Source organism: Microbulbifer maximicatervae (SeqCode) (genome assembly GCF_056231245.1).
On sequence record NZ_CP174334.1, the window covers coordinates 3,100,361 to 3,112,927 of the forward strand.

At 51.1% G+C, this 12,567-nt stretch carries 11 protein-coding genes; 3 read left to right on the forward strand and 8 right to left on the reverse strand.

Annotation, left to right across the window (positions count from 1 at the left end; translation table 11 throughout):
* Nucleotides 1-17: 17 nt before the first annotated feature.
* Genes ACJJIS_RS13360 through ACJJIS_RS13370 form a run of 3 tightly spaced genes read right to left on the reverse strand, consistent with a single transcriptional unit; the run spans nucleotide 18 to nucleotide 3,250 of the window.
* Nucleotides 18-668, reverse strand: a complete 651-nt coding sequence (locus ACJJIS_RS13360; protein WP_444916102.1) for a cation/multidrug efflux pump — start codon at nucleotides 666-668, stop codon at nucleotides 18-20.
* Nucleotides 669-713: 45 nt separating this feature from the next.
* Nucleotides 714-1,529 (reverse strand): NAD(+) diphosphatase, encoded by an 816-nt coding sequence (nudC, locus tag ACJJIS_RS13365; protein WP_444916693.1) that lies wholly within the window; start codon nucleotides 1,527-1,529, stop codon nucleotides 714-716.
* A 14-nt stretch (nucleotides 1,530-1,543) separates the two neighbouring features.
* Complete coding sequence (locus ACJJIS_RS13370) at nucleotides 1,544-3,250, reverse strand: FimL-related protein (RefSeq protein ID WP_444916100.1); 1,707 nt, start codon at nucleotides 3,248-3,250, stop codon at nucleotides 1,544-1,546.
* A gap of 381 nt (nucleotides 3,251-3,631) precedes the next feature.
* On the opposite strand from ACJJIS_RS13370, the gene nhaB reads away from it, so the two are divergent.
* Nucleotides 3,632-5,167 carry a sodium/proton antiporter NhaB gene (gene nhaB, locus ACJJIS_RS13375; RefSeq protein ID WP_444913384.1) on the forward strand — a complete coding sequence of 512 codons (1,536 nt, stop codon included), beginning with the start codon at nucleotides 3,632-3,634 and terminating at the stop codon, nucleotides 5,165-5,167.
* 116 nt (nucleotides 5,168-5,283) lie between these two features.
* Here nhaB and dnaQ read toward each other — a convergent pair whose 3' ends face one another.
* From dnaQ to ACJJIS_RS13390, 3 genes are read right to left on the reverse strand one after another with little or no spacing between them, the layout of a single operon-like run.
* The gene (gene dnaQ / locus ACJJIS_RS13380; RefSeq protein WP_444916099.1) at nucleotides 5,284-6,009 is read right to left on the reverse strand and encodes a DNA polymerase III subunit epsilon; all 726 of its coding nucleotides are present in this window, start codon (nucleotides 6,007-6,009) and stop codon (nucleotides 5,284-5,286) included.
* 14 nt (nucleotides 6,010-6,023) lie between these two features.
* Entirely contained in the window at nucleotides 6,024-6,461 is a 438-nt protein-coding gene (gene rnhA, locus ACJJIS_RS13385) for a ribonuclease HI (RefSeq protein ID WP_413665181.1), read from the reverse strand.
* A gap of 42 nt (nucleotides 6,462-6,503) precedes the next feature.
* Entirely contained in the window at nucleotides 6,504-7,292 is a 789-nt protein-coding gene (locus ACJJIS_RS13390) for a class I SAM-dependent methyltransferase (RefSeq protein ID WP_413665180.1), read from the reverse strand.
* A gap of 157 nt (nucleotides 7,293-7,449) precedes the next feature.
* On the opposite strand from ACJJIS_RS13390, the gene gloB reads away from it, so the two are divergent.
* Nucleotides 7,450-8,229 carry a hydroxyacylglutathione hydrolase gene (gene gloB / locus ACJJIS_RS13395; protein ID WP_475708320.1) on the forward strand — a complete coding sequence of 260 codons (780 nt, stop codon included), beginning with the start codon at nucleotides 7,450-7,452 and terminating at the stop codon, nucleotides 8,227-8,229.
* Nucleotides 8,230-8,425: 196 nt separating this feature from the next.
* Nucleotides 8,426-9,988 carry a LysM peptidoglycan-binding domain-containing protein gene (locus ACJJIS_RS13400; RefSeq protein WP_444905765.1) on the forward strand — a complete coding sequence of 521 codons (1,563 nt, stop codon included), beginning with the start codon at nucleotides 8,426-8,428 and terminating at the stop codon, nucleotides 9,986-9,988.
* A gap of 79 nt (nucleotides 9,989-10,067) precedes the next feature.
* Here the strand turns inward: ACJJIS_RS13400 and ACJJIS_RS13405 are convergent, their stop codons facing one another.
* Both ACJJIS_RS13405 and hbs read right to left on the reverse strand, forming a co-directional pair.
* Nucleotides 10,068-11,951, reverse strand: a complete 1,884-nt coding sequence (locus tag ACJJIS_RS13405; protein WP_475708321.1) for a SurA N-terminal domain-containing protein — start codon at nucleotides 11,949-11,951, stop codon at nucleotides 10,068-10,070.
* A 119-nt stretch (nucleotides 11,952-12,070) separates the two neighbouring features.
* Complete coding sequence (hbs, locus tag ACJJIS_RS13410; protein ID WP_255422880.1) at nucleotides 12,071-12,400, reverse strand: non-specific DNA-binding protein Hbs; 330 nt, start codon at nucleotides 12,398-12,400, stop codon at nucleotides 12,071-12,073.
* Between the last annotated feature and the right edge of the window lie 167 nt (nucleotides 12,401-12,567).

Below are 12,567 nucleotides of genomic sequence, written 5' to 3' on the forward strand. Positions count from 1 at the left end.
TATTTAGCTTCAGTATTTTACTGCCAACCTTCCAGGGCGGAAGTTGCTCGCTGATTAAGGGGGCGAGCCAACAAACCGCTGTGGCTAATACGCACCTCGTAAACCGCACCGTCCTCCATAGGTAGAAATGTGGCACTGCCATATACCGCATCAACAAAGGGCAACTTGCGATCAACACCGCGTACAAACTGCCAAACATCCACGCCATAGTTCGCCCCCTCTATTTCATGGACAGAACGCTCGCGAGCTCGCTCATCCTGTAGCGTGAGATAGCGACCACTCAACCTATCTAGACGATAAGCGGGCTTAATTCCCCAGCGGGCTAATGGACCCTGCCACTTGAGCATTCGGGCATCCAACTGCCACTGATCCCCAAGCAATTCAAACTTTTGCGCTATACCATCCGAATCAGAAAACTTGACTTCAAATTGCTGCTCGGCAATTTTTCGAAACGAAACAATGCCAACACTATGCTCTTCAGCCAGGTTTCTATAGCTGTAAACATCTGCAGCAATCAGAACAATCCAAAGAGCAGTTGCAAAAAGAAAAAGACCGGCGGAACCACGTATAAACCCCAGGAACCAATTTCCCGATAGCAGGACTCGCGCCCCCCAAAACACAAACAACAACGCCAGGATGGCAATAATAAAGGTAATTGCTATATACATTATGATTTCTACTCCCTGATACTGCGCAACATCTTTAAACCAACCTTACGGGCGGTTCTTCGCTGCAGCCTTTTCGACAAAAGTGTGGATCAAGCGGCCGGACAGGGTTTGTATGGGCGGTATAGCTGGCAATGAGCTGTAGTGGAACCAGTCTGCCTCTTCTATCTCATTGGGGTCCAAGCACAATCCCCCACCTTGCCACTCCGCCAAATACCCGATCATCAACTGCCCGGGAAAAGGCCAGGACTGGCTCCCCACATACTCCAGGGCACCCACTTTGAGCCCCACTTCCTCATAGACTTCACGCACCAGCGCTTGCTCAGCACTCTCACCGGGCTCTATAAACCCAGCGAGGGCCGTATAAGTTGCATTTCGACGCGAGGCGTGACGAGCTAAGAGACACTCATCTCCTCGGGTAACAAGCATAATTACACAGGGGGAGATTCTGGGGTAGACAGTAAGATCACAAGCCGGGCAGGTGCGAGCGCGATCATTAGAGTGATAGATGGTGGGAGTGCCACAACGACCGCAAAATCGATGTTGGCTATCCCAATGGGAAATCTGTAGCGCCCGCCCAGCCAATGCAAACATCGGCTCCTCAACCAAAGTCAGCAGGCTGCGTAGGTTTCGCCATTCATAGCCGGCAATTTCAACCTGGCGAGACAAAACGTGGACACCACACGCCCGCCCACTTAACTCTCCCAAGTAGTGGCTGGATTGAACAGCCTCCGCTACCAACACCTGGGCGTCGTGGAGGAAAAAATCTCCTCGGCAGAGAATCAGTCCATCAGCAATCAGGATATGCTGGGAAAATTCCGGAACTGCCCACACATTACCCGCTGGGACAAACTTATCTACCAAGGAGACCTCCTTAATTATACGGCCTCAACGGGATAACCCAGAGCAGTCAAGCTTTCGATAGCGAGACTGAGGGATTGAATATCTGCTTGCCTATGCAGCTTTACCTCTCCCAGATAGTACTCAAGGCTGATAATCGCATCGGCAAAAATATGCAAAGATTGCTCTACTTCAGGACCGGCATCATGGCGGTCGATAACAGTCTCAACAAAGTTCAGCAAGCCTTCAACTACGGCCGCCGCTCTACTTAAGTTGAGAACAATCAAGCCTCCGCGCACTGAGTTCAAAGTAGTGGAAACATTGCGAATATGGCCATGATCAAAGTCGGACTCTGCATAGGCCGCCAGCGCTCGCTTAATCAACGCCAAACCGGCTTCAGCCTCTTTAAGTACAGCCACTTCCGCTTCCGCCAGTTGGCTGTGCTCAAAGGCAATATCCGCATGACCGTATTCATCCAGATCAATAGAAGTACTCTGCTTGAGCGCTCTTACCGTGCTATCGACCATCAACACCTGGCCTGTCAGTTTCTGCAGTGCGCTGTCCGCTATGGATCCGCCCGCGCCGGAGGCACTCTGGTATTCCGCAACCGCGCTGCGCAGACTCTCTCCAACCCGCTTAAAGTTGAGCATCTGCAAGGTACCGGCCACTCTCTGTAGAGAAGAAGCGAGGCCATCTTCTGCATCCAAGGAAGTAGTACCAATTAACTCAGCGTCATCCAACATTCGGCGCACACCGGACAACTCCTCCTCTAAGGCGTTAGCAACTGCGGTAATTGCCGTGGCGCCGGGGCCTCCAAGGGTGGCTCGCTCCCGCTCTAATTCCTCTTCACTGTAATCAAGAGGCTCTGCGGAGAAAGCCTCCAGCAACTTGCCACCAAAGCCCTCGGGCTTGGAAAGAGTCAGCCAATAGAGGCACTCTTTCAGCAAAATTGGTGGCGCAGGCTGATCTAAAGCTGTGTCGCACTCTTTTTGTAATGCTCGCAGCCAGCGATCAAACATACTGAAAACCATCACCCGGGATCGACTGATGCGCATTTCTTGGGAGGCCATGCCTGCAAGTGCCGCCCCTGCTACCACCCATAAACGCCCGTTTGGGCGCCCCATGGTGATGCTTGCGATTCTCTCAAGGGCACGAGACATCATCGTGTACGCTGGGCCCCGAGGTTTACCTCGCAACAGAGCCAACAAACCAACCTGGTACATATGACGGAATCGGCGAACAAAACTATTCAAGTCTTCCGACATAACCGCAGAAGCCCCTGCACCAGGCACAGCTCCCTCCAAGTTACAACGGAAAAAATGACTTTCCGGCACAGGGGGCTGGGACCGGGCCGCGCGCAAATTATTGATATAGGGGATCAGCAATTCTGGACGGGCAATGGCACGACTTTGAACAAATTCCAAGTAGCGTCCCATTACGTAAAAACCTGTACCCAGCGCTTCCATCAGTTCTTCTGAGGCGCTCTGTCTCTCCTCTAATACCTCTGTAAGCGCTTTGATTTTCTCTTGGGCGAGGAGCTCAGCTGCCTGGAGCTGCACCATCTGCAATACTCCACTGACCTGCCTGAGTGCAGCCAAACTCTGTTCAAGAGCCTGCTTTTGGGAAGTATCCGCGGCAAATTTATCCAAGTGTGAGGCGGCATTATCGATGGTAGCTACCAGCTCATCCTTCACTACATTGACAGAAGTGATATTGATCTTGCGCAATTCAGTCTTTGGCTGCACCGCTGCATTCTTCCTATAATCGAACAAAAAACAACCAGATCAGGATGATTCTGGCCTCATTAAGGGCAATTTACCCCAATAAATAAAAGAGTCCACCTTTCGCCAAACAATTTCCACCGAATAATCGACAAATAACCTAGCGGCGGGGCTGAAGCCCCTAAATTACTTGAATTTTCCAGAAAACCCAGTAGCGTTTGCTACTTTCAAGTTTAAAGCTGTACGTTTTTTTGTGTTAAAGAACAAAAACCAATCAATCTGTGCACAATAAACCCGGGGAAGCACGCAGCGATAATTGAGCTCAGGTATCTATTTCGCATACACCGCCGATTCCCAAAGATTCCATTTTGACCCACACCAATGGGTTAACCAAGGAAGTAAATGATGAACACTTACAACAACACCATTGCGGCATCCGGCGGCGGATTTGGTCGCGCCTTTGCCGAAAATTTTCTCGGCGAAGCGCCTGACTGGTACAAATTGACCATAGCCGCCTTTTTGCTTCTCAACCCATTAATACTGTATGTATCGGGGCCTTTTGTAACAGGCTGGGTCCTTATTGGTGAATTCATTTTTACCCTGGCGATGGCCCTGAAGTGTTACCCACTTCAACCCGGCGGACTACTCGCAATTGAAGCCGTATTGATGGGTATGACAAGCACCGATGCCGTCTACCACGAGGTAGTTGAGAATATCGAAGTTATTCTGCTGCTAATGTTTATGGTGGCCGGCATTTACTTCATGAAGAGCCTGCTTCTATTTGTATTCACTAAAATTTTGATTAATGTGAATTCAAAATCTCTGCTGTCACTACTTTTCTGTGCTGTATCTGCAGTACTGTCAGCATTCTTAGATGCCTTGACCGTAACTGCTGTTCTGATTGCGGTTGCCGTAGGCTTTTACTCAGTCTATCACCGGGTCGCCTCCCAGCAGCCACACCATCACAACGACCACGACCACTCCAACGATGAGCATGTCGTGGAGTATCACCGCGAAGACTTGGACCAGTTTCGAGCCTACCTTCGCAGCCTGATCATGCATGGCGCCGTAGGCACTGCTCTCGGTGGTGTTTGCACCTTGGTTGGAGAACCGCAAAACCTACTAATCGCTGAGAAAGCCGGGTGGGAATTTGTACAGTTTTTCCTGCAGATGGCCCCAGTAACCATTCCAACATTCTTTGCCGGCCTAGTTACTTGTTTCTTTTTAGAGAAAATTAAAATGTTTGGCTATGGAGCCCAGCTCCCTAGCGCCGTACGTGAGGTACTGGTTAATTTTTCCAAAGAGGAAGAAAAGAAGCGCACCTCGGCTCAGGTTGCCGAGCTGTGGATTCAGGGCATTGTCGCTGTGGTTCTGGTTTTTGCCCTGGCATTTCATGTTGCCGAAGTCGGTATCATTGGCCTGATGATTATTGTACTTCTGACCTCGTTTAACGGCGTTGTTCAAGAAGCTAGAATCGGCCACGCGTTTGAAGAGGCACTGCCATTTACTGCACTGCTCGTGGTTTTCTTTGCAATTGTTGCAGTGATTCACCAGCAACACCTATTCGAGCCTGTAACCAACTTCGTTCTCGCACAAAAGCCCGAACAGCAACCAGGATTGCTATTCATGGCAAACGGTATCTTGTCGATGATTAGCGACAATGTTTTTGTGGCAACGGTTTATATTAACGAAGTTAAAGCTGCCCTCACTGCAGGCGACATTACCCGAGAACATTTTGACAAGCTGGCCATTGCCATCAATACCGGAACCAACCTACCCAGCGTTGCCACTCCCAATGGACAAGCTGCATTTTTGTTCCTGCTGACATCGGCCCTGGCACCTCTCATACGCCTATCTTATGGCCGCATGGTGATCATGGCTCTGCCCTACACCATCGTACTGAGTATTGTTGCTTTGATTTGCGTGGTCTACGCGATCTAAAGAGAGCTTGTATTAGAGACTATCTGGATGGGTGGGGATTGATAATTCCCACCCACTCAGAAAAAGAAAAGCACAATAAACATCAAGGTTAAAGAGAACACCTCTTCATTGATGTGCTACCAGAAGTGTTTACCCGCTGATTTCTCCAGCAAACCTAGCATCGATTGATGCGCTTCAGCTTCCTGTGGCGTAGCACGCGCTACTAGCAGGGGCGCGCGATCTGCCGATAGGCGACGAATGGCTTCACCCGCCACATCATTTTCCGCCTTCTTACCTTCCTCCCCTTCCGAGGAATCACCCTGTGCCAACACCAAATCGGTTTGGCCACCGGTCATCATCAGGTAGACGTCGGCAAGAATCTCCGCATCCAGTAATGCGCCGTGCAAATCCCGCTGGGAGTTATCGACAAAGTAGCGCTTACAAAGGGCGTCCAGATTGTTTTTCTGCCCAGGGTGCTTTTCCCGGGCCATTGTCAGGGTATCCAAAACCCCACAATGCGCATTGACATTGCGCCAGCGCGGATTACCCAGCAGCCTCAGCTCAGCATCAATAAAACCGACATCGAAGGGCGCGTTGTGAATAACCAGCTCTGCACCTTCACAGAAGGTCATAAATTCATCGGCGACCTGAGCGAATACGGGTTTGTCCGCCAGGAATTCATTAGTAATTCCATGGACCTCAATAGCCCCATCTTCCACTTGTCGCTGCGGGTTGATGTACTGGTGATAGTGACGGCCAGTCAACTTCCGGTTAACCAGCTCTACGCAACCAATTTCAATAATACGATGGCCGCTTTTGGGATCGAGACCTGTTGTCTCTGTATCGAGAACCACTTGACGCATATGCAATATTCCCCTCAGGACTCCAGCTCATCGACGCCGCGATTTGCCAACTGATCGGCCCGCTCATTGCCTGGGTGGCCGGCATGACCTTTAACCCAGTGCCACTCCACATCATGCTGGGAGACGCTCTCATCCAACTGCCGCCATAGGTCTGCATTTTTGACAGGCTTCTTACTCGCCGTTTTCCAACCGTTCTTTTTCCAGTTGTTAATCCAGCCGGTAATGCCCTGGCGCAGGTACTGTGAGTCAGTATGTAAATCAACTTTGCACGGCTGTTTAAGAGCCTCCAGAGCTTTGATTGCAGCTAACAATTCCATACGATTATTGGTGGTATGCGCCTCCCCACCAAACAACTCTTTCTCCCGCTCACCGTACACCAACAGGGCACCCCAACCGCCGGGACCAGGATTACCACGACAAGCGCCATCTGTATAGATAGTAATTTGTTTCAAAACTTACGCCAAAATTAGATATGGGGCCGATTTTCAGCGAAATCAGCGCTTTTGATGCTTCCCGCGTGCTGCAACGCGAGGGCTCGACGGGGTGGCAACCAAAGCGGGCTTTCTCTCGGCCCGCCAATTGATTTTAATAGTGCGAACACGTGCCACTTCTTTGCGGGCGACTATGATGTAAAAGCCCCCCCATGGCAAGTGCAAGCGGGAGCCAAGGCGCTCCATCCAAGCCGTCTTGGAAAGCAATTCCTTTTGCTGTAATGGCAAGCGGAAGAAGCCGCGATCTACCCTCTCAGCCTGCAAGTCCAACAGATTCATCCAGTCGGCAATTCGAGCAGCACGCAGTTGATTTCCGCGCTGGTAAGCCCCCCTGGAAAATAGCAGGCGGGACAAGCCGAGCAAGGAAAACGGGTTAAACCCGATTAGCAGCATATGACCACCGGGTATCAAAACCCTGGCCGCCTCTCTCAATACTTGGTGGGGATGACTGGAAAAGTCCAAAAGGTGATGCAGCAGTACTACATCGATTGAATCGGCGGGGAGGGGCAGTTGCTCGAACTCCACTATCGCAGCCCCGCCCTGCTCAGAAGTTGCCCCCAATCGAAAACGATGATTGATACGGCTGGAGGCGCCAAAGTCAACGGACTGGGTCACACTGGCCTGTAGAAAGTGGTAACCGAAAAAGCCCTCCACTAAGGGTTGGGCCAACGCCAGCTGTTGCGAGAGAATCTCCTCTCCCAGCGAACTGGAAAACCAATGGGATAGCGCTGGGCAGACCTTGCCAAGAGGGGATTGCTCCTCATCATTACCAGGCCTGCTCTTTCCGGTCATCATATCTCCATTGATCAATCTAACAGCTATTCAATTCTACACTCGGGCGATGTTTCCAGGGCCTTACTCTAAGTAAACCAGTCCTCAGGTAACAATTCACACCGTCTCACGCCTTCCATGATATTGTTCTGCTATTCAGCGAAAAGACGATTCGATTATGCTATCCATCACGCCAATCCCCGCCTTTAATGACAACTATATCTGGCACCTGCAAAAAGATGGCCAGCACTGGGTAGTCGACCCTGGTGATGCTGTGCCAGTAGAAAAGGCCCTAGAGGGGACCAGGCTCAGCGGCATTCTCATTACTCATCACCACTATGACCATACCGGTGGCATCGAAACGCTTTGCCACCAGTACCAGTGCCCTGTCTATGGCCCCGAGCACATACCTGGTGTCACTCACCCCATTGCCGGTGGAGATTCCTTACAGGTCCTTGGCATGCCCTTCAAGGTACACGCTGTTCCGGGGCACACTCTAGACCACTTAGCTTTGGTTTTGAATGAAACCACAGCAGCAGGCGGTGAACAATTACACCTTTTTTGTGGTGACACTCTTTTTTCCGCTGGCTGCGGCAGGTTGTTCGAAGGCACTCCAGAGCAGATGTACCATTCTCTGCAAAAGCTCAGTAAATTACCCGCCGCAACTTTTGTTTATCCTGCACACGAGTACACACTCGCCAACCTGAAGTTTGCCCAAGCGGTAGAGCCTAACAATCAAGCCATTGAGGCAAGGGTTGCTCAGTGCAAAGCCTTGAGAGTAGAAAACAAGCCAACTTTGCCTTCAACTATCGCCCTTGAGCTAGACACCAACCCATTTCTTCGCTGTCAGTATCCGGAAGTTAGGCAGACAGCTATCAATTCGAGACCGGAGTTAAATGACGGAAGCGATAACGTAGATATTTTTGCGAGCTTGCGCGGCTGGAAGGACAACTTCTAAACGCCCAACTTCACCTAAACTCCCCTCAGGCTGGGTGATAAACTAGCAATTCGCATACTTTTTAACCGTCAATATTGACCGAAACTAATTTGCCTAATTAGAATCGAAAGTAATTGACCAAATGCCTGGCGCTTTACCAATAATTGTTCTGAAATGCGTCAGGATGAATTACAAGAAAGACTCGCGGATATCACACATGGTTCACAAGAATTTTGCCGTAGCATTACTAGCCGCTACGGTAGGGGCCTGCTCGCAATTACCGGAACAGGCCTCTGCGCCTGAAACTGAAAATATCCCTGCAGAGGAAACCTCTGTCGCGAGTGACCGAGCTGTTAAAAAACACGAACCCTCTGAAGCGGTCCCTCCCCCCGTAGACATCTGGGCAAGACTTCGTCAGGGGTTCGCCCTGGATCACCACACCAGCGACCCCAAGGTTAAGGAATATATTGCTTACTTCGCCCGCAACGAGGGCTATATGGCTCGGGTAACGGAGCGCTCTCGTCGCTATATTTTCCATGTTGCAGAACAGCTGGAACAGGCAAATCTCCCACTTGAATTAGCGCTGCTCCCCATTGTCGAGAGTGCATACGACCCCTTCGCCTACTCCCACGCCCGGGCTTCCGGTATGTGGCAGTTTATCCCGGCCACCGGGCGCTCTTTCGGGCTCGAGCAAAACTGGTGGTATGACGGACGCCGCGATGTCCATGAATCCACCCAGGCTGCGGCAAAGTACTTCAACTACCTACACGATCGCTTTGATGGGGACTGGGAGCTGGCACTCGCTGCTTACAACGCCGGTGAGGGAACGGTTCGCAGAGCCGTAGAGCGCAATCGTCGCAACGGGCTTGGCACCAGTTATTGGGATCTCAAACTGCCGCGGGAAACCAAGCGCTATGTACCCCAGCTGCTGGCTCTGGCGGAGGTTATATCCCGCCCGGACCATTACAAAATCCCACTGCATGATGTCTCCAATGAGCCCTACTACGCCCGTGTCGATGTAGGCAGTCAGATCGATCTGGCCCAAGCTGCGGAACTTGCAGAAATTGAGATAGAAGAGCTGTACCTACTGAACCCAGGCTATAACCGCTGGGCAACCGACCCCAACGGAAACCACCAACTACTGATTCCAATAGAGACCCAGGAAAAGTTTGAGAGCGCCCTGGCACAACTTCCCAAGGAAGAGAGGGTAAGCTGGCAGCGCTACACCATTGCCCGAGGCGACACCCTTTCCACTATCGCTCGACGCTACCAGACCACCGTCGGAGCGATACGCGAGACAAACAAACTGCGCAGCAATAATATTCGCGCCGGTAAAACACTGTTAATCCCCAGCGCATCGGGCCCCGCGGGACAGTATGCCTACGCACTCGATCAGCGAGTTAAACGCAAGCAGTCTTCCGGCAAGGGCCAGAAAGTTAATTACACTGTACGCCCTGGCGACAGCCTTTGGGGGATTTCACGCAAGCTGGATGTGACCGTAAAGCAACTGGCCAGCTGGAACAGCATGGCACCGGGAGACACCCTGCGCCCTGGACGCACCCTGGTGGCTTACAACGGCTCCCCCGCAGTATCAGAGAACAACCGCACTACCCGCAAGGTTTCTTACCGGGTACGCAGCGGCGACTCTCTATATCGGATAGCCAATAAATTCAGTATTGAAATCGATGATATTCTCCGCTGGAATAAGATAAACAAGTCCAAGTATTTACAACCCGGACAGCGCTTAACCTTATTTGTGGATAGTGCCAGCAACACTTAAAGCGCCCACTTCCCTACAGGGAGTTAGCCATAAAAAAACCCGGCAATTGCCGGGTTTTTTTATGGCTTGATAACAACCGTTACTCGGCAGAAGAGGCCAGATCGATTTTTGCCTGATCGGACAAGTAGCGCTGGATCGCTGCTAACTCAGCCCCGCCATTTACAGAGGCCAATTGCTGCATCAGTGCCTGACGCTGCTCTTTGCTCTGCTTGGACAGTTCGCCCGGGCGCACGCTGCGCAGATCGAGAACTACCAGGTCACCATTATTTGTAGCGAAGCTGGTCACTTCATCTTTGCCAGCAGATGGTGCAGGCAATGCAAATGCCTTGGCATTAATCTCGCCGCGCTGAGCAAAACCACCGCGACGAGTTTTATCACTGGTCTCCAGGGTTAAACCTTGCGCTTCCGCCAGTTCCGCAAAACTAGTACCAGTAGCGAGTTTCTCTTTCAGCTCTTCCGCTTGCTTAGCCAACTGCTCACTGGCCTTATCACGCTTCAAACGGTCAACAATTTGCTGGCGAACCTCTTCCAGAGGGTAGGTACCTGCGGGCTTAGAGTCGGTGACCCGCAAAACGACAGAGTGCTCATTGTTCAGGTTGATCACATCTGAAGTATTGCCATCCTCCTTCACTTCCACAGAGAAGGCAGCCTCGATAACCTGCCCGTTAGAAAGCACGCCAGATGCGCTCTCACGAGAAAACAGATCGGCAGTCTTCAGGGGAACACCCAACTCTTCAGCGGGCTCAGCCAGGTTATCCGCGTTGTATGCCAGATCGGCGAGACGGGACAAGGCATCAACAAACTCGCGCTCGGCAACGGACGCACGCAGTCGCTTTTCGATCGCCACTTTTTGCTCTTCAAAGCTCGGCGGTTCACTCTGCTCTACTTCCAGCAGCTTGATAAAGTGAGTTCCACTATCGGTGGTCACTGGAGCAGAAACCTGACCCACTTCAAGCGCGGCCAAGGCCTGCTCGAATGCCTCTGGGAATACATCACCCGTGGTGTAACCCAACTCACCACCTTCCTCCGCAGAGCCTACGTCTTGGGAGTAAGTCTTTGCCAACTCGGCAAAATCTTCGCCGGCATCCAGTTTGCTCTGAATCTCAGCAATCTTTTCTGCGTCAGCTTCTTCAAGCAATATATGTGCAGCACGACGGCGAAGTTCCGATGCGAAACCTTTCAGCTCTTGCTCGTACTGAGCGCGAACATCGCTTTCAGAAATATCAATGTTACCGGCAAATACTTCAGGAGTTAGCTCAATATACTCAACCGCCACCTGCTCTGGACGCTGGTATTGCCCTTGATTCTCCTGGTAATACTGCTCTATCTCAGCATCCGAAACCTGAGTCTCTGCTAGCAGGCCTTCAACTGGCATCACCACGTAATCAAAATCACGCTCTTCCATAGAGGCCGCAACAATCTGCTCTGCATCCGCCTGGGTAGTAAAAGCACTTTCAACAACACTGTTTGCGTACTGCTCCAGCGCCATATCATTTTCCATAATCTGGCGGAAGCCTGCAGGGCTATACCCCATACGACGCAAAGCATCGCGGTACATTTGCGGATCAAAACTGCCGTTCACCTGAAAAGCCGGAATTCCCACGATCGCTCTGTCGACCGCCGCAGAGCTCATCACCATACCGCTGTCCTGAGCAGCTTGGCGCATCACAGCACTGGAAACCAACTGGCGTAAAACTGGCTCACGCAACTGCTCATCGCTGATTAAATCAGCGGGCACATCTTCGCCGTACTGACTAATGATCATATTGCGGCGATTTTGAATTGCGCGTTGCAAGTCCAAGTTTGTAATTTTTTCGCCATTAACCTCGGCTACCGCATCGGCAGCACCTCCACTGGCACCGGTGAAGAAATCAATTCCCCCAATGACCATAATAAAACCGAAAAAGGCTGCGACAATAATCGCGGCTGTCCCTTTCAGGTTGTCACGCATGGACTGAAGCATGCTCAGCTCCGAAAATTAATTGTTTTTAACTACTATCAGATACAAAAAAGGCGCATCCCAACTGACACGCCTCTTTGACATTCAGACTCTTTTACAAAGTCTCAAAGCCTGCTGAAAACTTAGTTTACAGCGTCTTTCAGGGCTTTACCGGCCTTGAAGTTAGGAATTTTTGCCGCAGCGATTTCAATGGGATCGCCAGTGCGAGGATTGCGACCAGTACGAGCTGCACGCTCTTTCACAGCAAAGGTACCAAAGCCAACGAGGGCAACTTGATCACCTTTTTTCAGGGCATCAGTGATGCTATCAACCATTGCGTCCAAAGCACGGCCAGCTGCTGCTTTTGGAATATCTGCAGATGCGGCAATTGCTTCAATCAGTTCGGACTTATTCACGCTTAATCCCTCTGTTCTTTTTAAATATGCTTCGGGTGGTCTACAAAAGACACCCATACTTTAAATTTTTTAGCCTTCGGCAATTTACGCGCCGGGCAATAAGCCCCGTTTTATACCAACTGCCCAGAAGCGGGTCAAGGAACCATGCGGGTTTCCGGGCAGATGCACACTTTTCAAGCAGCGTAGATAGCCTGATTGGCGAAGTTTTGGCCTTGCAAGTTGTA

Bases quoted from the DNA above. Each gene is read 5' to 3' on its own strand.
- ACJJIS_RS13360 (WP_444916102.1), bottom strand. From the start codon at position 668: ATGTATATAGCAATTACCTTTATTATTGCCATCCTGGCGTTGTTGTTT.
- nhaB (WP_444913384.1), top strand. From the start codon at position 3,632: ATGAACACTTACAACAACACCATTGCGGCATCCGGCGGCGGATTTGGT.
- dnaQ (WP_444916099.1), bottom strand. From the start codon at position 6,009: ATGCGTCAAGTGGTTCTCGATACAGAGACAACAGGTCTCGATCCCAAA.
- ACJJIS_RS13390 (WP_413665180.1), bottom strand. From the start codon at position 7,292: ATGACCGGAAAGAGCAGGCCTGGTAATGATGAGGAGCAATCCCCTCTT.
- gloB (WP_475708320.1), top strand. From the start codon at position 7,450: ATGCTATCCATCACGCCAATCCCCGCCTTTAATGACAACTATATCTGG.
- ACJJIS_RS13400 (WP_444905765.1), top strand. From the start codon at position 8,426: ATGGTTCACAAGAATTTTGCCGTAGCATTACTAGCCGCTACGGTAGGG.
- ACJJIS_RS13405 (WP_475708321.1), bottom strand. From the start codon at position 11,951: ATGCTTCAGTCCATGCGTGACAACCTGAAAGGGACAGCCGCGATTATT.
- hbs (WP_255422880.1), bottom strand. From the start codon at position 12,400: ATGGGTGTCTTTTGTAGACCACCCGAAGCATATTTAAAAAGAACAGAG.